The 23,354-nt window shown below is 35.5% G+C and carries 25 protein-coding genes and 1 riboswitch; of the genes, 7 read left to right on the top strand and 18 right to left on the bottom strand.

Going from position 1 to position 23,354, the window contains the following annotated elements:
- Positions 1 to 68: 68 nt before the first annotated feature.
- Both PND65_RS07055 and PND65_RS07050 read right to left on the bottom strand, forming a co-directional pair.
- A complete protein-coding gene (locus tag PND65_RS07055) occupies positions 69 to 272 on the bottom strand; it encodes an excisionase (RefSeq protein WP_002610247.1) in 204 nt (67 codons plus the stop codon).
- Positions 272 to 1,333 carry a replication initiation factor domain-containing protein gene (locus PND65_RS07050; RefSeq protein WP_278275377.1) on the bottom strand — a complete coding sequence of 354 codons (1,062 nt, stop codon included), beginning with the start codon at positions 1,331 to 1,333 and terminating at the stop codon, positions 272 to 274. Before PND65_RS07050 ends, PND65_RS07055 begins: the two co-directional genes overlap by 1 nt.
- A 494-nt stretch (positions 1,334 to 1,827) precedes the next feature.
- Between PND65_RS07050 and PND65_RS07045 the strand changes: the two genes are divergently transcribed.
- The 5 genes from PND65_RS07045 (at position 1,828) to panD (ending at position 5,886) form a co-directional block, all read left to right on the top strand.
- Positions 1,828 to 2,499 (top strand): helix-turn-helix domain-containing protein, encoded by a 672-nt coding sequence (locus tag PND65_RS07045; RefSeq protein WP_004847061.1) that lies wholly within the window; start codon positions 1,828 to 1,830, stop codon positions 2,497 to 2,499.
- Between the two features lie 440 nt (positions 2,500 to 2,939).
- On the top strand, positions 2,940 to 3,833 hold the full coding sequence (locus PND65_RS07040) for a Rossmann-like and DUF2520 domain-containing protein (protein ID WP_009306604.1): 894 nt from the start codon (positions 2,940 to 2,942) through the stop codon (positions 3,831 to 3,833).
- Positions 3,808 to 4,635: a 3-methyl-2-oxobutanoate hydroxymethyltransferase gene (panB, locus tag PND65_RS07035; protein WP_004847068.1), complete on the top strand. Its 828-nt coding sequence runs from the start codon at positions 3,808 to 3,810 to the stop codon at positions 4,633 to 4,635. The genes PND65_RS07040 and panB overlap by 26 nt, the downstream gene beginning before the upstream one ends.
- Before the next feature lie 11 nt (positions 4,636 to 4,646).
- Positions 4,647 to 5,492 (top strand): pantoate--beta-alanine ligase, encoded by an 846-nt coding sequence (panC, locus tag PND65_RS07030; RefSeq protein WP_004847070.1) that lies wholly within the window; start codon positions 4,647 to 4,649, stop codon positions 5,490 to 5,492.
- A 13-nt stretch (positions 5,493 to 5,505) separates the two neighbouring features.
- Complete coding sequence (gene panD, locus PND65_RS07025) at positions 5,506 to 5,886, top strand: aspartate 1-decarboxylase (RefSeq protein WP_004847071.1); 381 nt, start codon at positions 5,506 to 5,508, stop codon at positions 5,884 to 5,886.
- A gap of 621 nt (positions 5,887 to 6,507) precedes the next feature.
- Here the strand turns inward: panD and PND65_RS07020 are convergent.
- From PND65_RS07020 to PND65_RS06990, 7 genes are all read right to left on the bottom strand, one after another.
- Entirely contained in the window at positions 6,508 to 7,218 is a 711-nt protein-coding gene (locus PND65_RS07020) for a phosphatase (protein WP_271991643.1), read from the bottom strand.
- The gene (locus PND65_RS07015; protein ID WP_271991645.1) at positions 7,202 to 8,245 is read right to left on the bottom strand and encodes an ABC transporter ATP-binding protein; all 1,044 of its coding nucleotides are present in this window, start codon (positions 8,243 to 8,245) and stop codon (positions 7,202 to 7,204) included. Before PND65_RS07015 ends, PND65_RS07020 begins: the two co-directional genes overlap by 17 nt.
- Position 8,246: 1 nt before the next feature.
- Entirely contained in the window at positions 8,247 to 9,875 is a 1,629-nt protein-coding gene (locus PND65_RS07010; protein WP_015536292.1) for an ABC transporter permease, read from the bottom strand.
- Between the two features lie 5 nt (positions 9,876 to 9,880).
- Positions 9,881 to 10,894 (bottom strand): ABC transporter substrate-binding protein, encoded by a 1,014-nt coding sequence (locus PND65_RS07005; protein ID WP_271991647.1) that lies wholly within the window; start codon positions 10,892 to 10,894, stop codon positions 9,881 to 9,883.
- Positions 10,891 to 11,667 carry a sugar phosphate isomerase/epimerase family protein gene (locus PND65_RS07000; RefSeq protein WP_271991649.1) on the bottom strand — a complete coding sequence of 259 codons (777 nt, stop codon included), beginning with the start codon at positions 11,665 to 11,667 and terminating at the stop codon, positions 10,891 to 10,893. The genes PND65_RS07005 and PND65_RS07000 overlap by 4 nt, the downstream gene beginning before the upstream one ends.
- A 914-nt stretch (positions 11,668 to 12,581) precedes the next feature.
- Positions 12,582 to 12,869: a hypothetical protein gene (locus PND65_RS06995; protein WP_195190969.1), complete on the bottom strand. Its 288-nt coding sequence runs from the start codon at positions 12,867 to 12,869 to the stop codon at positions 12,582 to 12,584.
- Positions 12,870 to 12,951: 82 nt separating this feature from the next.
- Positions 12,952 to 13,037, bottom strand: a riboswitch (SAM riboswitch).
- Positions 13,038 to 13,140: 103 nt separating this feature from the next.
- A complete protein-coding gene (locus tag PND65_RS06990; protein ID WP_271991651.1) occupies positions 13,141 to 14,469 on the bottom strand; it encodes an MATE family efflux transporter in 1,329 nt (442 codons plus the stop codon).
- A gap of 228 nt (positions 14,470 to 14,697) precedes the next feature.
- Between PND65_RS06990 and PND65_RS06985 the strand changes: the two genes are divergently transcribed.
- The gene (locus PND65_RS06985; protein ID WP_271991652.1) at positions 14,698 to 15,171 is read left to right on the top strand and encodes a pyridoxamine 5'-phosphate oxidase family protein; all 474 of its coding nucleotides are present in this window, start codon (positions 14,698 to 14,700) and stop codon (positions 15,169 to 15,171) included.
- Between the two features lie 19 nt (positions 15,172 to 15,190).
- On the opposite strand, the gene PND65_RS06980 is transcribed toward PND65_RS06985, so the two are convergent.
- From PND65_RS06980 to PND65_RS06960, 5 genes are all read right to left on the bottom strand, one after another.
- Positions 15,191 to 16,765: a hypothetical protein gene (locus PND65_RS06980; protein WP_271991654.1), complete on the bottom strand. Its 1,575-nt coding sequence runs from the start codon at positions 16,763 to 16,765 to the stop codon at positions 15,191 to 15,193.
- Positions 16,758 to 17,462 (bottom strand): ABC transporter ATP-binding protein, encoded by a 705-nt coding sequence (locus PND65_RS06975; protein WP_271991656.1) that lies wholly within the window; start codon positions 17,460 to 17,462, stop codon positions 16,758 to 16,760. Before PND65_RS06975 ends, PND65_RS06980 begins: the two co-directional genes overlap by 8 nt.
- Positions 17,463 to 17,715: 253 nt before the next feature.
- Complete coding sequence (locus PND65_RS06970) at positions 17,716 to 18,468, bottom strand: type II CAAX endopeptidase family protein (protein ID WP_271991626.1); 753 nt, start codon at positions 18,466 to 18,468, stop codon at positions 17,716 to 17,718.
- 36 nt (positions 18,469 to 18,504) lie between these two features.
- A complete protein-coding gene (locus PND65_RS06965) occupies positions 18,505 to 19,011 on the bottom strand; it encodes a GNAT family N-acetyltransferase (RefSeq protein WP_271991623.1) in 507 nt (168 codons plus the stop codon).
- A 96-nt stretch (positions 19,012 to 19,107) separates the two neighbouring features.
- Complete coding sequence (locus tag PND65_RS06960) at positions 19,108 to 19,716, bottom strand: DUF1349 domain-containing protein (RefSeq protein WP_167699194.1); 609 nt, start codon at positions 19,714 to 19,716, stop codon at positions 19,108 to 19,110.
- A gap of 216 nt (positions 19,717 to 19,932) precedes the next feature.
- On the opposite strand from PND65_RS06960, the gene PND65_RS06955 reads away from it, so the two are divergent.
- Positions 19,933 to 20,700 (top strand): biotin--[acetyl-CoA-carboxylase] ligase, encoded by a 768-nt coding sequence (locus PND65_RS06955; RefSeq protein WP_271991620.1) that lies wholly within the window; start codon positions 19,933 to 19,935, stop codon positions 20,698 to 20,700.
- Here PND65_RS06955 and PND65_RS06950 read toward each other — a convergent pair.
- The 4 genes from PND65_RS06950 to fabF are packed head-to-tail and all read right to left on the bottom strand — an operon-like array spanning position 20,664 to position 23,347.
- Positions 20,664 to 21,359 carry a lysophospholipid acyltransferase family protein gene (locus PND65_RS06950; RefSeq protein WP_162610434.1) on the bottom strand — a complete coding sequence of 232 codons (696 nt, stop codon included), beginning with the start codon at positions 21,357 to 21,359 and terminating at the stop codon, positions 20,664 to 20,666. The genes PND65_RS06955 and PND65_RS06950 overlap by 37 nt on opposite strands.
- Entirely contained in the window at positions 21,346 to 21,672 is a 327-nt protein-coding gene (locus PND65_RS06945; RefSeq protein ID WP_015535182.1) for a 4'-phosphopantetheinyl transferase superfamily protein, read from the bottom strand. The genes PND65_RS06950 and PND65_RS06945 overlap by 14 nt, the downstream gene beginning before the upstream one ends.
- On the bottom strand, positions 21,673 to 22,110 hold the full coding sequence (fabZ, locus tag PND65_RS06940) for a 3-hydroxyacyl-ACP dehydratase FabZ (protein WP_015535183.1): 438 nt from the start codon (positions 22,108 to 22,110) through the stop codon (positions 21,673 to 21,675).
- A 1-nt stretch (position 22,111) separates the two neighbouring features.
- Positions 22,112 to 23,347: a beta-ketoacyl-ACP synthase II gene (fabF, locus tag PND65_RS06935; protein ID WP_430734189.1), complete on the bottom strand. Its 1,236-nt coding sequence runs from the start codon at positions 23,345 to 23,347 to the stop codon at positions 22,112 to 22,114.
- Positions 23,348 to 23,354 lie beyond the last annotated feature (7 nt).

The raw sequence follows: 23,354 nt of genomic DNA, 5'->3' as shown, positions 1-23,354 counted from the left end.
CCTTTCCTTATTGGAAAGAGCCTTGATATGACTTGTGTTTATCATAACACATACAAGGCTCATTTGCATTAGATTGCGTCCAATTTGTCAATGACCTTTTCAAACTGTCGGCGTTTAATCTGTATGCGGTTGCCATTCATAATGAGCCAGCCAGCGTCCTTGTTTTCCTCTGCCAAGCGTCTTAACTTGTTTTCTCCGATACGGAAATACTTTGACGCTTCTTCAATGGTAAGGGTGTATTTTTCCCATACAGGAATATCGTTGTTATTCATCAGATACCCCCTTTCCCATGTTTCGTGTCATACTGGATATAGGGGATAAGGTCGGTGCGGTCTATCCTCTGTAAGTGGGCGGTTAGTTTGCTGGAAAGGGAATTGCTGTATCTTGCCTTATCAAGCATAGTTCCCACTTTTTCCAGTCCACCTAATGCGTCATGTTCTTCCAAGAAGTAAAAACTTTTCACAGCGGAAATCACGCCACCCTCTGTGAGCCATTGCTGTGTTTCCTCAAGAGAATTATGTAGTTTCGGTACTTGCAGTTTTAAGACTTCCACAGCCCCTAAAAAGCGTTCCCAAAACCGACACGTTTTCCATCTGCTCTTATTACTTTCATTTCTGTTTGGCACGACAAAGCGTAGGTTGTTTGCCAATAGACCGAAAGCCAGTTCCCCAAGTTCCAGCGGTCTGTCTTTGAATGTCATGGCAAAAGCATGAGCCTTATCATCACGCAGTTGCATTTCTGTCCGTTTCCAACTGCCGACTTCATCAAGTGTCTTATTATGCTTTGAACAGACTTCCTTATCTTTATCATAAAAACGGTAGGACAATCCCGATTTACCAGCACCGATATAAACAGTCTTTGCGGTGTCGAAATCATCAAACTTGCTTTCGTCAAAGTGGTAGCCCTCACTATTCGAGATAAATTCCTCTTTTTCGCATTTCTTCTTTATCTGCTCTATGGTAAAGAATGGTTTTTCGTTTTTATCATCAATGGCAATATCAAGTCTTGTGAAATGGAAGTTATCCAGTCCGTATCTTCGCTCACAGCGTCGGAACATATCCCCAAAGGTATAATTCCTATTGTTGAGAATACGGAAAATATCATCACAACCTCTGCCAGTCATAACAAGATAACAGCCTAGCCCCTGTGGGTTATCCTCTGTCTTTCTTGCGTCTCCCGATACATAAATATCTCCAACCTGCCAGCGTGCTTGATAAGTCTTGAATTTTATCGTTGCTGGATAAACATTGAAAATGTCAGTCGGTAAACCTAAAATGTGCATGATTACATCTTCAGCGGTTGCCGTTTCAAATACAATGCTGATGTAATCAATCTTAACGGATAAATTTTTGTGTGTAGTTATAGTGCATTTCTCCTTTCGTATGCCCCGTTTTTTGCGGGGTAAAAATCGTGTTTTTCCTTTATTTATCACAGTTTCTAGGTACTATGACATGTATACGCAGGGCGGTGTTACATATACGCCCTTTACGAGCGCCTAAAGGCGTTCCCTTTCTTCCTGTGTCTGTTCCGTTCTTAACGCTCACGAGCCTTGAGAGGCTCGTGGCTAAACGAAACAGCCCCAGTCAGAAACCCTATTTTTAGTCTGATAGTCCATGCTCATTCATGCTATCAAAGTGAAAACATCTCTTATATATGCTTACTCAAGTGTGTGATTGACCCTAGCGTGCTTAATCACACTGTCTGATAAGATAATAACGCCACTAGAATTACTTGTCAAGAAGTTTCGATTGACTTTTCGATATATATTAAGTATGATATGCTTATAAATGACAATAAAAGCAACGAAAGGAGCGGTTATACTAAGTTATGGAGTATTATGAAAAGAAAATCAGTTTCTTAGGAGAAAACATACAAATCATAAGAAAACACAGGGGAATGAAACAACAGGAACTTGCCAATAAAATCGGTATCAATATGCAGAGCCTTTCCAAGATTGAACGAGGTGTGAATTATCCTACCTTTGATACATTGGAAAAGATAATGGACGTGCTGGGAGTAACACCGAATGAATTATTGTCGGGGGAATGGAAATATATTGACCACACCGAGCCATATATCATGGACGTTATCAAACGAGAACAGGATTTTAATGTTTCCTTAGATTATTTGTCTGAAAATGAATTTTTCAATGACGAAAAAGAATGTAGATTTTACATGGAAACTACATTGATTAGATACATTAGCAATTATCTTTCTAGTGAGGTAGTAGAGTTGGAAGAACTTATGGAAATCAAGCAGTTGATACAGCGTCAGAAATTGGAACGCATGATGAAAGTACATAAGGAAATGCGAGGGTTAGACCGATACAGAGAACAGCCCAAAGAGTATAAATATCACGACCCTTATGATGATTGGATATTCCGTCAGCTTGCAGATATAGACAACAGAAACAACATTCCCAACACTTCGCCACAATTAGATTTTAATGAAACGGACTATGAAGATTATCTAAAAGAGAAATGGAATAGAGGACTTTAATTTTCCTCTTGCATGAAAGATACAGCAAACAAAAAGCCCAATCAAGAGTGCAAAGCACCACCAATGGTGGTAAGGCTCTTTACAGGGTTCTTTCTTTTCTGTGGTGGGTAATCAAGCGAAAAATGAAGAAGTGTTTTGTCATGCTTTATATTTTTATCCCGACTTTGATAATTCAGATTGTGAAAATGATTAAATACAGAAAAGCTAAATAACACGATTTATATTAGCATCACTTTAATGATAAATTAGTTAGAGTGGTGCCTTATTTTTTTCTCTGTACAATCACTTAAATAGGTGCTATAGTAATGGGTAGATAGTATTCGAACAGAAACTATACCACATATTTTTTATTTTTAAACCATGAGGATTATATCAGTTTGAACGAGACCTCATCCATGCAGATTTTCATGATTGTCACTTCCCAGAAAGGAGTGATCGATATGAGAGCAGGATTTATCGGAGCGGGGAAAGTAGGATTTTCCCTTGGAAAATACCTGAAGGAAAACGGCGTAGAGATTACGGGTTACTTCAGCAAATCACCGGAATCAGCTAAATCAGCAGCAGATTTTACTAACACAAAACTATATAAGAGTATAGAGAATATCTTAAGTGACAGTGATACCCTGTTTATTACTGTGCCTGATGGACAGATAAGCAAAGTATGGGATTATATGAAGAATCTGGATATTAAAAATAAAAATATTTGTCATTGCAGCGGTTCGATTTCATCAACCGTTTTTTTTGATGGTGAAAACCTCGGTGCAAATATCTATTCGGTACATCCCCTATATGCAATAAGTGATAAGTGCGAATCATGGAAACACTTGAATAAGGCTTATTTTACTGTGGAGGGTTCGGCAGAGAATCTAGATGAGATTAAGAGTATCTTTGAGCGAGCAGGAAATAAGGTAATCGCAATGGGAGCGGAAAATAAATCTCTTTACCACTGCGGTGCAGTAGTTGTAAGCAATCTCGTAAACGGACTTTTTCAAGTGGGGGCTGAAATGCTTGTAAAATGCGGCTTTGATAAAAAAGATGCAAAGAAAGCCTTAGTGCCTTTGTTTACTGGAAATGCCGACACATTGGCAGAAAAAGGGGTTGCGGCTGCCCTCACAGGTCCTGTTGAGCGAAATGATTTGTCGACTATCACAAAACACATTGAAGCTATTAAGGCAGCATGGATAAACGAGTCTGAGGAAAAGGTGGGATATGAGATGATATATCTTTTGCTTTCAGAAAAGCTTCTCAGTATTGCACAGGAAAAACATTTAGACAGTGACTATTTGAAGATGACGGAGGTAATTAAAAATGAAAAACACAGTATCCACTTTTAAAGAACAGAAGGTTAAGGGCGATAAGATTACAATGCTGACAGCCTATGACTATTCGACAGCTAAATTGATGGATCAGTCAGGTATTAACGGTATTCTCGTTGGAGATTCTCTTGGCATGGTTATGCTCGGATACGAAAATACTTTGCCGGTAACAATGGAAGATATGATTCACCATACAAGAGCAGTTACAAGAGGTGCCAAAGATGCCTTAGTAGTTGGAGATATGCCGTTTATGTCATATCAAGTTTCAGTTGAAGAGGCCATGTATAACGCAGGAAGACTTATGAAAGAAGGAAGATGTCAAGCAGTAAAGCTAGAAGGTGGAGCCTCTGTTTGTCCACAGATTAAAGCTATTACAGCTGCTTCAATTCCTGTTATGGCACATATTGGACTTACACCTCAGTCAGTGAACGTTTTTGGAGGCTTTAAAGTTCAGGGAAAAAGTGAAGAGGGAGCAAAGAAACTCATTGAAGAGGCAAAAGCTGTTGAAGAAGCAGGAGCATTTGCGATTGTTTTGGAATGCGTACCTGCAAAATTAGCGGAAATTATTTCTGAAAGCATTAATATTCCTACAATAGGAATAGGTGCAGGATCTGGCTGCGATGGACAGATTCTCGTTTATCAGGACATGCTTGGAATGGTCTCTGACTTTACACCTAAATTCGTAAAACAATTCGCAAAGGTAGGAGATGTAATGAAAGAAGCCTTTGCTGCATATATAGAAGAAACTAAACAGGGAAGCTTTCCAGCACCTGAACACACATTTAAAATTTCAGAAGATGTAATTAACAAGTTATATTAGGAGATAGAACGATGAAAATAGTAAAAACCGTAGATGAAGTGAGAGTTATAGTCAAAGAATGGAAGAAAGAAGGTCTTACAGTAGGTCTTGTTCCTACTATGGGATTTTTGCACGAAGGACATAAGAGTTTAATTACAAGGGCTGTTTCAGAAAACGATAGAGTTGTTGTCAGTGATTTTGTAAATCCGACTCAATTTGGAGTAGGGGAAGATTTGGAAAGCTATCCGAGGGATTTGGAAAGGGATACTATGCTATGTGAGGAGGCAGGTGCTAATTTAATATTTAATCCTGAGCCGGAAAATATGTATTTTGACGATTTTTCAACATATGTAAACATAGAAAGTCTTTCAGAGGAACTTTGTGGAAAATCACGACCAATACATTTCAGGGGTGTAGGCACAGTAGTATCTAAACTTTTTAATATTGTAAATCCCGACAGAGCTTACTTTGGTCAAAAGGATGCACAGCAGCTTGCGATTATAAAAAGAATGGTTAGAGATTTGAACTTTGATATCGAAATTGTGGGCTGCCCTATAGTTAGAGAAGAGGATGGTCTTGCAAAGAGTTCAAGAAATACATATCTAAGCAAAGATGAGAGAAAGGCGGCACTAATTTTAAGCAAAGCAGTTAAGCTCGGAGAAGATATGGCAAAAGCAGGAGAAAAAGATACAGATAAAATTGTATCAGAAATGATTAAGCTTATTGAAACTGAGCCTATGGCGAAAATAGATTATGTTCAGGCTGTAGACGCTGTTTCAGTTAAACCGGTCAAGGAGATGACAGCACCAGTACTAGTTGCCATGGCAGTTTATATCGGCAAAACCAGATTGATTGACAACTTTATTTACGAAGGTTAAACGGGGGTTAAATATGACATTTGAAATGTTAAAGGGGAAGATACACAGAGCTACAGTAGTTCAAGCAGAACTTGATTATGTAGGAAGCATCACTGTAGACGAAGACTTACTTGACAGTGCCGGAATTTTGGAGTATGAAAAGGTAAGTATCGTAGATATAAATAATGGGAACAGATTTGAGACATACACAATTGCAGGAGAAAGAGGCAGCGGAATGATATGTCTCAATGGAGCTGCTGCAAGATGTGTTCAGACAGGTGATAAGATAATCATAATGTGCTATGCACAGATGACTCCAGAAGAGGTAAAGAAAAATCCACCTAAAGTAGTATTTGTAGATGAGGATAACAAAATATCAAGAGTCGCAAGATACGAAAAACATGGTAAGCTATAAGACATGTAATTTGCAAATAAAAAAGGGCATTTCGGTAATTAAAAAATGTAAAAGGTGAAGAATATGTCATCTGCCCTCGTTGTGAGCAAGAAGTTTATAAAGAAGTAATAATTTATCCATTTTGTAACTTTGGCATAATGGCATGGCTTGAAGGAGAAAATGATGAAAATAGCAAACCAGTGAAAGATAAATCTAAGTAAAATCTCAGCTTAACAATTTAATATCTATATTTACAAAGCAGTTGGTCTTATGATTGACTGCTTTTAAAAAAGACACCGTTTAGGTGTGAGGTCTTTTTAGTGTTATTTATAGTCATATCAAGGCTCGTTTAATTATGGTAAATTCGTGGTAAAATGAGTGCTTTTCTATACTTCAAAATATTTGAAAGTATAGTGTTTATACGGATAATCAAAAATTAGATATAAAATTTATTAATAAATAACTTAGCACAAAAAGTATTTTTTATGCTCGTACAATCTAATGGAACAACACCGTATACCTTTAACTTGACTTTAAATATTAATCGCAATTTATTCTTAAATGTATCCAAACAAAAAAGGCCCACAAAAGTGGGCTAAATGAAAAAGAGAGAAAAATGAATAAACTAATTGTAATTATCAATTATTGATTATAAACCATATTCAAACGAGAAAGCTCAAAATTGATGACTAACTCCTTTGGAGAATTGACTTCTTTTAATAACTGAAGAGAAGCTTCGAAATCACCAACTTCAAAACAAATATGAGCATCTGTACCCATTAAGATCATCGTATCATACTTCTTGCACGCTTCTAACATCTTAATTATATTGGCTTTTCCGTTAACGCGTGTAGAAAGAGGATTTAATGAACCGTTATTTAGTTCTAAGACCACTTTCTTTTCGCTTGCCGCTTTAGCGATGGCTTCGATATCAAGAGGATAGCGATCATCATCTGGATGTCCAATGATTTTGACATATGGATTATCCATTACACGAAGCAATGTTTGCGTATTCATTTCCTTGCCCAAACTTTTAAACGTTGGTGAATGTAGACTCGCAATGATGTAATCAAGTTTATGATACAGTTTTTGTGACACATCGATTGTACCTAATTCATCCAATATATTTGCCTCGATTCCATGAAGAATACGAACGCCCTCGATTTCTCTTGGAATGACTTTAAAATTAGTAAAATAAATTTCATCTGTCGTCCCAGGCATCAAACGCGCATGATCACTATGTCCATAGACTTTGAGTCCGCGCATAGCTGCCATATGCACATTTTCTAATAACGTACTATAGGCATGCCCACTCGCAACCGTGTGCGTGTGTAAATCACATAACGGTTTCATAATTATCCTTTCTAGGGATCAAAGAAACTCGATCTCCCACTTGAAAAGGAATCGCAGAAGAATAAACGGTAAACAATTGGTCATCCACTTGAATGGAATAATGATTTTCTCGTCCATTATATTGAATCGACGCCAATACACCATCCAACCCATATCCTGCCTCCACTATATCAAGCTGATCTGGACGAATTGGACAAATATGCTTTTCTTTAAATGAATCATGAACCTTTGAGCCATCAAAAACAAATTTTCCATCTGCACAAGTAAATATGTCGTTATCCCAATCTCCATTGATTAAATTTGATTTCGATACAAACGAAGCAACAAATTCGGTCATTGGAAGATTATAAATTTCTTCAGGCGTTCCCATCTGTTCGATTTGACCATCTTTCATAATAATAATCTTATCAGCCAAAGCTAAAGCTTCACTTTGATCATGCGTAATATAAATGATCGTCGCCTTGGTCATTCGATGGATATCTTGAATTTCTTTGCGCATGCTCATTTTTAATTCTGCATCTAAAGCACTTAATGGTTCATCCATCAAAAGAATCTTTGGCTTGCCAACTATAGCTCTTGCCAAAGCTACGCGCTGTCTTTGTCCACCCGACAATTGCCCTGGATAACGATCGACCATCGTCTGTAGACGCATAGCCTCGATCGCTTCCTTACTGGCGATTTTCTTTTCATCTGCAGACATTTTACAACGTTTGCTTTGAAGCGGAAAATTAACATGCTCTTCTACGGTCATATGAGGCCATAACGCAAACGATTGAAAGACCATTCCAATTTCTCTTTTTTCAACAGGAATATTCACTGATGTACTCGTCAATACTTGATCGGAATAGCTAACAGAACCTTGTGTTGGTTCCTCGAATCCAGCGATGATCCTAAGCATCGTTGTTTTTCCACATCCACTAGGTCCTAGAATTGCTAAAAAATCCCCTTCTTCAATGGAAAACCCAATATCGTTGATGGCAGTGAAATTGCCAAATTTTTTTGTTAAATGTTCAATTGTAAAACTCATTTTACTTCCTTCCTTTCTTTGGGCGGTTTGCCACAAAATATAGGAATACGATTACCACGACCATCACTGTCGACATCGCATACGAATAACTATATGAACCACCTTGTTTTAAATTGAATATCGTCAATCCAATCGTTTTTGTATTCGCTGCCGCCAGCATACTTGATAAAGTCAATTCGCTGCAAGCAGAGACAAAAATCAAAAAAGAGCTCGATAAAACTGGTTTCGTAATCAAAGGAATAATGATCTTGCGCCACACATGAACAGGCTTACTCCCACTCATTCGAGCCGCTTCTTCTAGGCTAGATTCCACAGACAATAAAGCAGTCGTACTGCCTTTAATTTGTAAAATCATATACCGGGTAATGTAGGCAATCACAAGAATCTTGATTGTACCATAAACACCTGGGACTTTTCCCCAATGAAAAATCATAGCCAAAGCCAAAACAATCCCTGGAAGTGCGTATGTCAAAGATGCCGAAGACTCAATGAAATACGCAACCTTAGAATTTTTACGAACTTTAAGATACGCGATCGTCGTTCCGATCACGATACACACAACACAAGTAAGCAAAGTCAAAAAGACACTATTAAACACTGAATTTCTAACACTTTGATTCGTAAAAACAAATTCAAAATTCTCTAACGTTAGACGCGTACCATATGTATTATAGAAACTTGATACCATCATCCCTAATAAAGGTACGATGTTTATACAAATCAAGAAGAACATCAACACAAAGTTGATTACTCTCACCTTTTTCTTGCCAATATAGACACGTATCGAATAATCTTCTTTTACACTTTCCATCTGAGAGCCCTTGGCCACAAAACGCAACTGAATCAAAGAACCTCCCAATGCAATCACCGATAATAAAATCGATAAAGCCGCCGCTAGATTGAAAGAAGAAGGACCAAAACTTATCGCATTTTCATAGATATATGTGCTTAATACAGGAATACCCGCCGAAATTCCTAAAAATGCAGGAATGCTAAAATTATCAATCGACGCCAAAAATGCAAGAACACCACCACTAGCTATAGCAGGAGATGCCAGTTTTAGAGTGATTTTCGTTATCACATCTTTTAAACCATAGCCACTAACACGAGCAGCCCACTCCATATCTTTCGGAATCTTTCGCAACATATTGATCACAATCAAGTAGACAACAGGAACATTGCAGATTCCCATGACTAAAATGATTCCTGGCAACGAATAGATATTGATTTCTGGCAAAGATAAAGATGTTAAAAAACTATTGATCAATCCACGACTCGAAAGCATTTCGCTCCAAGACAAAGTAATGACATAAGAAGGAATGATATAAGGAGCCAAGACTAGCAGTTCTATCCAACGCTTGTTTGAAATATTTGTATAAGCAACTAAAAACGCAAACAAAGATCCAAACACTACTGCAATAACCGTAGATAGTACGGAAATCAATAATGTATTTAATATTGCCTCCCTTGTTCGTTCTTGCGCCAACAAAACCACAAAATTCTGTATAGATAATCCATCATCCGTTGTAAGGCTCATCAACACCAATCTTAGAATTGGCATAATGAAGACAAACACTACAACGAAAACAAATATAGCGGAAACCGCTATATTTATTCCCTTTCGATTCATTTTTCTTAAGCCCCAAACATCGTCGCAAACTGCTCTTTGTCTGCTTCCTTTGTTTCTACGACTTTTTTGATATCAACAGAAATCGCATTGATTTCGTCAGCCTTTTTAAATCCTTCCGGAGCCTCTACACCCTCTTTGATTGGCGTATATCCAATTTCAGCGGTTTTTGTTTGACCCTCTACAGACAAGATATAATCGATGAATGCCTTTGCTTGATCAGAATTTGCACAATCTTTGACCATTCCAATTGGCTCAGTGATTACTAAAGATCCTTCTTCAGGGTATACAAATTCTACCTTTGCGCCATCAGCCTTTGCTCGCAAAGCCATATAGTCAACGATCATTCCATAGGCCTTTGTACCATCCGTAACCGATTGTAAAACCGTTCCATTTCCTTGTTCAACAGCTACATTGTTATCCTTTAGAGCTTGATAGAAATCCCATCCAAATCCATCAGTCTGCGTCAATACGCTCAAGTTATAAGATGCAGCACCTGAATAAAGTGGACTAGGCATGACCACATTGTCTTTTGCTGCCTCGCCTGTCAAATCAGCAAACCCTTTCACTTCACCATCAACTAGATCTGTATTATAAACAACACCCGTCGTTAAGATCTTTGTCCCTGTGTATGTATGATCAGTATCATAGTATTCTTCGCTGATTCCTTCCAATTCTGGCGATTCATAAGATTCTAAAATATCCTCTGCTTTCAATGCCTCAAACGTTGTTGCATCCGATACTAACAATACATCCGCCAATACAGAACCCACTTCTTTTTCAGCCAATACTTTACTTACGACTTCTTCTGTTCCACTACGGAAAATATCTACTGTTACATCTGGATAAATCTCATTAAAACCTTCAACTAAAGCTTGAATATCCTCTTCCGGCTGAGAAGTATAGACCGTCAAACTTCCTGAAAGGCTAGTCGTATCTTCTGTTAATGTACTTGTTTGCGCTTGACATCCAGTCGCCAAAGCCATCATTCCAGCCATTGCCAATACACCTAATTTTTTCATTGTTCTTTCTCCCATTCCTTTAGAAATTCTGTTTCTTTTCGCACACGCTCAAAGTTTCTTCCTATCGCAAACCCTTCGACGACTACCGGAACATCATCATGCCTTAACTGATGTAAAACTTGAACGATGTCCAAATCGCCTGGCTCACTTATCGGCGTATGCAATTTCTTTCCGATTTTATTTGTGATATGAAACTTTGAAATTGGACTCAATTTATTTCGATATGCCATAAATTCTTCTGTGCTCTGACAATGCGCAAGATCCAATGTAAGACTCACAGAATCTTTAACATCTCGAATAAAATCATCCATTTCCTCCGGCGTTGTTACAAACTCTTTCGGAATCTTTTCCATCAATTCTACGGAAACATGAACATCTTGTAAGTCCGCATAATCTACGATTTCTACCAAATTTTGTCTAGCTCGCCTTTTCGTTTCCTTATCTACAAACAAAGAACATCTCGGAGGATGCAAGGTGACGACATTGCTTCCTACTTTTCTTGCCAAATCGATGGACGTTTTGATTTCTTTAATCGATGCCTTTCGAATTCCTTCGTTGACAGAGGCATAATTCAAGTCCCAGCTTTTGGCATGGATGATCGTTTTAATGTTTGTTGCTTGGCAAGCTTGGATCCATTCATTCATGTCCAAAGCACAAGATTCGACTTGTTGCGCCCAAAGCTCCACGCCCTCATAGCCATTTGCCTTTGCCATTTCAACGATTTCTCGGCTTGTCGCTTCCCACATCAATGTCGAAGAAAAATAGAATTTCATTAATCTTCACCACTTTCTCCGTGATTGATAATAACAAACGAACGTTCATTTAAAGTTAATGAAGTGTAAAATACTCGTAAAGATTGAAAGCTTTTAACTTAAGGCCAGAAATTAACTAACTATAATTCAAAGAATTATTATTAAAATTGATTTTTACTATTCTTATATATCCCTACTTTTGATGCTGTCACTTTCGTCCATGTTTCAAAATGTTTGATCCATATCCAAAGAAATCTATTTGTTAAAACAAGAGTATCTGTCCCAAAAAAAGATCTAACAGGATATACCAAATTGATCGATGGTATTTAACCAGCTCACAGTGAAGAATCTATTCAATGAATGAATCAACCAATATACCCGTCTTTAAAAAGATGGATCAATAAAACAACAGCCAGGCAGTTATTAGGTACAACTGCCTGACATTTCGTGGTTATCATCACTTACCTTTAAACAATGTTTTGCATAATAAGCATGCCAATATTCATTTAAAAATCACTTACACATTTCCCTTAACAACCCCTATTTTCCATCACATTCTGGATTTATAAATTCTGTATCCATATAATCATCCATATCATTTAATTCCCTAATATATATTAACCTTTTTAAAATACTTTTCGCTCGAACATGATTTCTTTATACCATTTTAGTTTATCTCATATTGATTTTTATCAATTCTTCTATATTAAATTTACAAATCATACTTACTTTTAATCATTTTCAGTTTTATAATGTATCCAAAATGCACTCGAATTGGATCATTTTTTCTAAAATAAAACCAACTACTGCATAATTTGCAAGAGTTGGTTTTTACTTCTAATGTCGTTTCACTATTCGAACTCGACTCCTATCAATTATTTACATTTATATTATATTGATTATATTTATTGATTGTATTTAATATGTACTAAATTTTAAAAATTTATTCTTTTTAATGAAGAATAATCGACATGAACAATTTCCTTATTTGTCGCAAATGACATTTTCCAACACATACTTGATATAAACGCAATCGTTTTATCTGAATGAACAGCTATGTAATATGATAAACGATGATGTTTTTCCAGCTTTTCTCCACTCATCCATGTTGCACCTAATTCCATTAATTCTTTTTTAAAGTTTTCTTCAGTTTTATCATCTTTTAAATAAAACCAAATTGTATCCTTTCCATACTTTTCTAAGATCATTTTTACATTATTCATTTTTAGTTCCTCCTTTTCACCTATAAAGAGGACAAAAAAAACGATCCCATCGTCATGACAGGATCATATATTTTCTAATTTGATCCTATCATTCAAGCTTTAGCACCTTGCCATTGGTAGGTTGCTGTGTGGTCAATGAGCTTGTCTCTCGCACACTCTTTATAGGTATCTAGATTATATTCTATTCAATAGATTATTGTAAACACGTTTATCACTTTTTAAACCATTTAACCAGTATAAACAAAAGTTTTATCGTTCATTAAGGAAAGAATCAAATCTCTAGATGAACGATTTCTTTTCTTTTGATACGCTCATACAGAATAACACCTATTACAGTTGTTAAAAATTCAGCCACTGGATAAGTCATCCATACCCCTGTCATTGACCATAATAGAGACAATAAAAAGGCAAATGGGATGATAAAAATAAAACCACGTAATAAAGATAAGACGTAAGCCGGAATCGCTCTTTCAACAGAGGTAAAGAAAGTTGATAAAATGATGTTATAGCCAATAAATGGACTGGCGATAAAATAAATTTTTAAACCTGTTACTGCAATTTCCTGCAAAGCCATATTATTTTCACTGTTAAATACAGATGTAATTGGATCATCAAACAAGTAGATGCATGTATAAATAACAAACGATAATATCAGCATGGTAATCATGGCGTAATTTAACATTTTTCTAGCCATGTATTTTTCACCTTTACCATAAAATGTGCTGATTAAAGGTTGGATCCCTTGCCCAATACCTGTGTATATCGCAATGATCACAAGCGATATATTAGCTACCACACCATAAGCTGCAACGCCGGTATTTCCAGCCAATCCAAGGATGATCATATTAAAAACGATCATGACTATACCCCCAGATACTTGAGATACTAAAGAAGGAAACCCCAATGCAACATCTTGTTTAAAGATATAGAATCTTAAGCTGGTCCAAATAAAATGGAATGTATTTTTCTTTTTGATCCAATGAGGAAGCATGATCAAAATACTGATGATTGGCGAAAGGCCAGTCGCAAAAATAGCCCCAAAGATACCCATGTTCATCGGAAAGATAAATACATAATCTAATATGATATTTGAAAAACTTCCTATTAACATAGCTGCCATTGCAAGATGTGGGCTTCCATCATTTCGTACAAAACATAAAAATACATTATTCAAAATAAAGGATGGTGCAAATAACATCAACCAATATAGATATGTATTCGTCAGTTCCAAAACACTGGTATCAGCACCTAGTAAAGATGCGATATCTTTCGAAAAGAAAACGCCCAACAACATATATATAACTGAAAAAATCAAAGAAATAAAAATCGTATTTGAGTACAGACGATTGATTTCATCTTGTCTTCCCTGGCTTTTACAAACCGAAAATCTTGTGGCAGCCCCCATGCCTAACATTAAGCCTGTTCCATAGATAAAGTTATATACAGGAATTGCCAAATTCAATGCTGTTAATCCATTGGCACCAAGGCCTTTGGAAATAAAAAATGTATCCGCCAATATGTAACAAGAAACACCTAAAGTACCTAATACACTTAAAAAAGTATAGTTCGTAAATTCTTTTAAGTATGACCGTTTTTCCATATCCTCACTCCTAACACAAAAAAATAGCGTCCAAGCTTTCCATCTCCAACGGCCTACGGATAGAAAGTTTGAGCGCTAAACTTCTTACCCGGCGGCAAGAAGTGCCCATTTCATTTTCGCATCTATTATATTGAAAACATTTTTATTAGGCAATACCTTTAACTTATCTTTAACACCTATTGAACCAGCATCTTACTTTGAGTATAGTTATAAAAAAGGAGAACTTCTATGCGACGTTTTAAACAAGAACTACCATATGATGAATGTCTACACATCCTACAAAAAAATCATTCTGGAACACTGGCTTTATGTGATAAGGAATCGTATCCATATGCCTTGCCACTAAGCTATGTCTATGATGAAAACTGCATTTATTTTCACAGTGCAAAAGAAGGACATAAGATCGATATCTTACAAAAGAACCCAAAAGTATCTTTTTGTATAATCGATCAAGATGTAATCCAACCTTTAGAATATACTACATATTTTAAAAGCGTTATTGTCTTTGGCAACATTGAGATCCTTGAAGACAATGAATCTAAAATTGAACCTTTAAAAAAACTAGGATCAAAATATGCCCCAAACAACACCGAAGAAGCTTTAGATAAAGAAATACAAGTTGGCATAAACAACCTTGTGATCTTAAAGTTAAACATCGATAAGATCAGTGGAAAACAAGCAATCGAATTAATGAAAGAATAAAAAGCAGCGTTTGCTGCTTTTATCGTCTAAGTCGAAATGTCTGGCTGGCTTTTTTATAAACCAAACGATAGGAAATCACAAAATAAACCAAAGAAAATAAAGTCATGATTGTTCCAAAAACATATGTACTCATATGAAGATAAATGAAGGCAAAACAAATTCCATATGTTAATGACATAATCAAACTATATGTTGCGCTCTTGGTTTCCGTAAACTCATTATATGGCTGCAGTAAATAGTAACAAGTCAAATAATGAATCGAAAAGAAAATGCTGGTAGAAATAATACATATAAAGACAATTAGATATACTAACAAACTTTCCTTGCTTCCACTTAATGCTAATAAAACATCAAGCCCAATTGCCAAGGCAACAGCTGGAAGTAAATTGATCAAGATCAAAGAGCGCAATCGTAAGCGAAATAAAGAAAGGATCACTTCTGGTCTTCGATAGAAAGAATATGTCAACATACTATGATCACAGTTACGAAACATTGCCTGTACAACTGACTTTGAAGAATTAAATGAATACAAAATAAAGATAAAATATGGTAAATAATCAAGTACAAATTTTTGTACGATCATACCCACTTCATCAAAAAAGAGCTCTCCAATTCCAATCACAAGTGCAACGCCTATGATGATCAAACTCAATTTCTTGGAATAACGCCACAAGATTTTTTTATGACGTTTAACAAATAAATCATTAAAATACGCATAGCCTGTTTTATCACTAGTGATCGATTCATCCATTTTGATTGCATCAGTTATATTTTTAGCTTGTGCATCTTTCATGATCGCCTGCATATCTAAAGGCGTATTCTGCAGTAAGATTCGATACATCTCTTTATATTTTCCATAGTTCCAAACATATCTGGATAAAATCAATCCCACTATACATACAATAAGCATGGCTCCTATATATACATAGAAAGGTAAAAAAGTTTGAAAAAATAAAACTGCATAAGCCAAGATCCAACAAATAATAATTCCGGTCCATACTGTAAACACAGGACTGTTTTCATTACGAATCTGCCCTTTTTTATCAAACCGGTATAACGAAAAAGCCGCACTGATCATTTTGGAAAAAACAATATAAACAGGTATCAAAATACATATATAAAGAGGAATATTAAAGAAAAAACGTAAACAAATCAAGGAAATTCCCATTCCCAACAATATCTTAAACATATTGTATAAATAGTTAGTCAAAGTATATTTTCTTGCATCCATACGCATCAAGATCATGGCGTAATATTTATCTTTCGTAGGATCAAACATCGTATTGTTTGAAATGGCACCAGCAATCGTCAAGAAAAACAGAATATTTAAGATCATCAAAATTTTTGTATCATTGGATATAAAGAAAACAGGAACAAAAACAAACACCAAAACATACAAACCCTTATTGATAAATATACTTAATAATTCCCATAACAAAGCAATGCACGTAATAATATTTTTTAGAATCGTATTCCCATATAAAGTTACAGGTATTACTTTTTTGACAAGAGGAATTTGTCGAAGTGCATATAAAATTGAATTAATGCGATATGCCATTTTTAATTGAAATGATATCCAAAAACATTTAAGCATGATCTTCCTCCTGCAAGATGCGTAAGATATCTGTTTTTAATTCTTCTTCATCTAAAGTTGAAGATACAGCTCTTAACTCTCCCTGACTCAACAAAACAATCTCATCGCAAAGATCAAAAGCCAATTCCATGATATGCGTCGATAAAATCAATATACGATCATGTTTAAGATCTCTTAATATATTTTTCATCTCTTCAGCGACAACAACATCTAAAGAAGTCAATGGTTCATCCAATAATAAAACTTTGGGTGAAGCTATGATATTGATCAACATCTGCATTTTATTTTTCATACCATGCGAAAAATCCTTTAATAAACGATCACGATCTTCTCTTTCCAAATTAACGATATCAAAGTATTCATCAATTTCTTTTTCTTCCTGCAGGCTCTCTTTATTAATTTCAATAAAAAATTTTAGAAATTCACGTGCTGTCAAAAATTCAGGAACTTGAGGTGTTGATAATACATAACCTATATCTTCCAATCGTAAATCATGCTCACCCATTTCATCTTCAAGATAAAACCTTCCACCATCAACTGAAATATCTTGATTCAAACAATTGAACAAAGTTGTTTTCCCTGCACCATTTCTTCCTAATAAGCCATAGATCTTCCCTGGCTCAAAAGTGAATGTGACATCCTTTAAGACATCTTTAGTATCAAATCGTTTTTGAAGATGTTCTATTTTTAGTTTCATACGTCTATCCCTTTCATACATTACTATAAAAGTATTATATCATTACTACCCCCCCCCCATGACAATTGTATCTTTTCTTTCTATACTGAAAACAAAGGGAGATAGAGGTACATATTGTTGACTCTGACATAATTCAACTTTACGCTTATATTGGATGAAAACAATACTTTCCAGATATTGAAAAGCGACCAATCATAAAGACTGACCGCTTTGTATAATACTGGATATGAAATTGTTAAATTAGGATTTGCTATTATCTTATATATCTTTTATTTATATTTAAAATTAGTATTGATACTATTATTGTTACAATTAAAGTTATACAACAACTTAACAAACTATAATTAAATACAAATATTGCAGATAACCCATTTATTAAACAATGAGTTAATATACAAGGAAATACACCTTTCGATACCTTTCTTATTGTTGCCAAAGCATAGCATAAGGTTAAACACATTATTCCAAAAAGAAAATAGTTCATATTTGCATTTGCTGTTCCTATTATAAAAAATATTGGTAAATGCCATAACCACCAAATAATAGAAGTAAAGATTGTTGCTATATGAAATCCAAATTTCTTTTCCAATTCAGGTTGTAAAATCATTCTCCATCCAACTTCTTCATTTCCACCACCAAATAACATCATTGGTAAAATTACTATAAGCATAAATATAGGAGCACCAAATTTAAATCCATTTATTGCACACCCCAAAACATAATAAATCAATACAAATAAAATTACTAAAATATAAGTCCAAATATTATGTTTTATATCAAATATCTTTTTTAACCATTCTTTTAAATTCTTAACTTTGTTATTTCTCTTTAGTGATATATAAGAGGCAATAGTTGGAGAGAATCCCCCGATAATGTGCATAATCCTTAAAAGTATATTATTTATTGTCAAGTTAAATATTTGACTAATTAAAGCACAACCACCCCAAAATATTAGCATTATAACAAATGTTATTATTAAAAATTCTTTCACTAACTTTTTATTCATAAATACTCCTATCATCTCTACAAATTAGGATTTATTTTACAATTTGATTTCATATCCAATTTCACGTAAAACATATCCATCGTCAAACACTTCATCATAAACTCCATTAACTTTTGTGAAACCATTTTTTTGATACAATCGAATAGCTGGTTTATTTATATCTACTACAAATAATCGTAAATATTCAGCACCAAGTGATTTAGAAATTTCTTTTGCTTTATTGAGCATTTGCTGACCAATTCCTTTTTTAGAATACTCAACATTAACACCCAATCGGTCAATATACATTGCTTTAGCAGATTTTTCACTCCATTCAACATAAGCTTCTCCTGCATTGTTATCACATAAAGCAAAAGCAGATATGATTTCTTCATCATCTGCAATAACATAAAGACGCTTGTTATTTATGTCATCTTCAAAGAACTCGCAAGGATAAATATCGTCCCAAATTTGAATGTTATTTTTATTCATATTTTTTATGATTTCTTTATAAATTATTTTCAGTTGTTTCAAATCATCTATTCTTGCTAGTCTAAATTCCATCTTATCATCTCCAAAAAATCGATGTTGTTCATTATAATTACACTTCTAAATTCTAATTTCTGCTCTACAATTTAGGGTTCTACAATTTAGGATTTACTATTCTAAATCTGGTTGCTGTCCATCATGTGGTAACCATTTGCATTTTGAGATTTCCATATCCGTAAATGTCGCTTTAAATGATGACTCTTCAGGACTACACGCATAGATACCAAAACGAATTTCACCATTGCCATTCCACATATGACATACTCGCATTTGTTTAAATGTAGTACCATCTTCGGAACATTCAATACAATAATCGTCTTCACGACGACTTAATCTGTACCACATTGATTTTATATTTACATCAATTTCAGTAGTTGCCCAATCGGAATATCCGTTGTTTGTAACAACGCTTCCAAGATGTTGAAAGCTGTCATTTTCATATTCAATAGAGCCTTTGAGCCAATTTTCGCTGTCAAGATACATTACAATTCCACACTGGTCAAATCTGCATTTACTTTGAAATTGAGTTTTGACAGTAAATGAAAAGAATTTATCATTTGTCTTCATTTGCAATACAGGTGCATTGTCATTTCTGAAATGATAATATGTTCTCTGCCATAAATCTGTATGCGGATTTGTAATAATTTCAATTTTATCAGCAGATATTGAATAATCTTTAGGTTTTCTTGTCCATTCTAATTTACTTACATCAAATTTCATAATATGAATTATCTCCTTCAAATTCCAATTTATAGAGATATTATACATCTATTTTTACCCTATGTTTTATAAATTCTAAATTTGGAAGAACAATCTATACTTCAATGAATAAAGGACAACACAATACTTTTAAAAAGGTATCACCCGATTTTTTCAGTATAGAAATCTTTTCTTTTTCGATTTCTTGAAAACCATATTCTTTGATATAATTTTTGTATGCAAGCATATATAGATAAACTCAACCAGGAAAAGATTCAATCCAGTCTTCCTTCTTTCTATCAAATCAAGGTCATTGACTCTACTGCCAGCACCAATTCATGGCTATCAGAACATACAGAGCTACCTGAAGGAACGGTTTTGATTGCAGATCATCAAACACAGGGAAAAGGAAGAAATGGCCGCTCGTTTTATTCTCCTTCAAATAGTGGCATCTATCTTTCTTTATTATTAAAGCCCAAAGAAGATAAAGAATGCGTCCTACACTATACAGCCTTAAGTGCCTTATGTATGTGTGAAGCCATTGAATCTGTATATGGATTCTTCCCTTCGATCAAATGGTTAAATGATATTTATTTTCACGATAAAAAACTTGGAGGAATCTTATGCGAAGGAAAGCTGCAGCAGGAACGCTTTGATTCTTTGATCATTGGCATTGGCATAAATGTCCATTCCTTTATTTATCCTGAAGATATTGCTTCTATTGCCTGTGCTGTTGAAGATTTTGTTCCGTTCAAAAAACCTCGCAATATATTGATCACAAGTTTTCTAGAGTCTTTTTATGATTACTATACCAATCATCATTCTTTTCTTCAGGCATATAAAGATCATCTTGCCTATATTAATCAAACAGTAAGGATCCTGCATCCCCAGAAAGAATATAAAGGAATGATCTTAGGAGTCGATGATTCTTTTCGACTTGTCATAAAAAAAGAGGATGGATCGATCGATCATTTATCCTCTGGTGAAATATCAATTCGACTTTGAATCCAGTCATGAAGTTCTTTAGCAAGATCTTCCTGGCTGATTTTTTTATATTCTGAAGCACGAATCGGTTTTCCATATTCAATTTCAAGTTGTTTAGTATGATCAGATGAAATATCTAGTGTATAAGCTTTTTTTAAGGCAACTGGCACAATTGTAGCTTTTGATAAATAAGCCGGCAACAAAGCACCTGCCTTGAACTCATTCATCGTATCTCCTTTTGATCTAGTTCCTTCAGGAAAGACCAAAAGATTCTTTTTTTGTTTAAGCTCTCTAGCAGCTTCTCTTAGCATATGCACATTGCCTTCTCTAGATTCACGGTCAAAATGGATCGTACCTATATTTCTAGCCCATCGGCCAAAAATAGGCATGGTTTCATTCTCTTTTTTTGAGATAAAAGCCAAATGAACCGGACAGCTTGCCAAGACAAGAGCTGGATCCAATGTGCCTTGATGATTGGATACAAAATAAATCGTTTCCTCTTTAGGAATTGTTTCAATTCCCTTAACAGATAAATCGTATCCCAGATATTTCAAAATAAAACGGCTCCATTTTTCCAGTCGAACCTGTGCTTCCAACTGACTTTTTTTCTCATATATCTTTGAGCTAACCCAGGCAACAGGCAAAACAGGTAAAGCTCGAATGATCTTAGATGTTTTCATGAGATTCCTTTCTTTGAACCAGGGCTGTCGCCATGGCAAATCCTCCATCATGGGCAATCGATACTTGAATCGTATACCCTTGATACTGAATTTCTTTTGGTGGCTCTACTACAATTTCCTTTAGCTTTAGAGGAATCGGTAATGCTTTGATAATGGCCTCTCTAGCGGCAAAGCGCCCTGCCAAAAACTCTTTTTGTCGATTTGAAGAATAATTTGAAAATTGTTCATATTCTTGTTCACTCAAGATCCTTCTGGCAATTTTGTAAGGATCCTTGATTCGATCGATATTTACAATATCACAACCGATCCACATTTATTCCACATCCTGTAAAGCACAAAGAATTTCACCATATGCGACTTTTTTATCGTCCACATAAGCTTCACAACCGGCAATACAAATACCACCGATCATACGTTTAAATTGAACCTTCATCCTTAATACATCCCCTGGTACGACCACAGACGAAAAACGCATCTTATTGATTCCCGCAAACAAAGGAATCTTTCCACGATTTTCTTCCTCTTTCAATAAATACACAGCTCCTGTTTGTGCCATAGCTTCTACGATCAGAACCCCTGGCATAACACTTTGTTGCGGAAAATGTCCTAAAAACTGCATTTCATTGGCACTGACACACTTGATTCCAACAATGGTTTTGGTTTCTTCATCAATGGATTCAATTTTATCAACCAACAAAAAGGGATATCTATGCGGAATGATCTTTTTTATATCTTCGTTTGATAACAACATACTAATCCTCCCATTTTTTAAATACCAAGGATGCATTATGTCCACCAAAACCTAAAGAGTTGCTCATGGCATAATGAATATCTTGATGACGTCCTTGATTTGCGACAATATCTAGATCACAGTCTGGATCGGATTCTTGATAATTGATCGTTGCCGGGATAAAACCTTCCTGTAAAGATTTGATAGAAATAATAGCTTCCACAGCTCCACTGGCACCTAACAAATGCCCTGTATTGCTCTTGGTTGAAGAGATAGCTAATTTATAAGCGTGGTCTTTAAAAGCTGCTTTAACAGCCATCGTTTCTGTCTTATCGTTTAGTTTTGTACTCGTTCCATGAGCATTGATATAGTCGATATCTTCTGCTTTGATACAAGCATCCTGTAATGCCTGTACCATGGCTTTGGCTCCACCTGAGCCATCATCCAATGGTGCTGTAATATGATGTGCATCGCAGCTTGAACCATATCCTACGATCTCGCCATAGATCTTGGCATTGCGGGCCTTGGCATGCTCTAATTCTTCCAGGATCAAGATCCCGGCACCTTCACCCATGACAAAACCACTTCTCTGTTTATCAAAAGGAATGCTGGCTCTTTTGGCATCATCTCCAGTATGTAAAGCACGCATTGACTGGAAACCGGCAATGGCTAATGGAGTGATCGCAGCTTCACTGCCACCAGCTAACATAACATCTTCATAGCCATCGCGAATTCGATGAAAAGCTTCTCCAATCGCATTGGAACCAGCCGCACAAGCTGTTACAACACAAGAAGTTGCTCCTTTTAAGCCCCAGTCAATTGCCACCTGTCCTGCTGCAAGATTGGCTAAAGCCATAGGAATAAAGAATGGAGAGACTCTTGAAGCTCCTCTTTCGCTTAACGTATGTGAAGCTAATTCAATTGATTCAATACCCCCAATTCCTGAACCAATGATGCATCCAAAACGATCTGCATCCGAAATTTCTTTATCAAATCCAGCATCCTGCATCGCTTGTTTAGAGGCGATACGAGCAAACTGTGTAAAACGATCATTAAACTTTAGATCACGTTTAGAAAAATAAGTTTCCATGTCTAGATCTTTTACTTCAGCCGCCAATTTCACCTTATAATCACTTGTATCAAAGTGCGTAATCGGAGCAATTCCACATACTCCTTCTTCAATACTATTCCATAAAGCATTTACATCATTTCCAATAGGAGAAATAACTCCTAAACCTGTAATTACAACTCTACGCATAATTCCT

The organism is Faecalitalea cylindroides, from assembly GCF_028321995.1.
GTDB classification, from domain to species: Bacteria; Bacillota_I; Bacilli_A; order Erysipelotrichales; family Erysipelotrichaceae; genus Faecalitalea; species Faecalitalea cylindroides.
The sequence above is the reverse complement of the archived record's forward strand: the minus strand, read 5'-3'. Positions and strand labels throughout refer to the sequence as shown.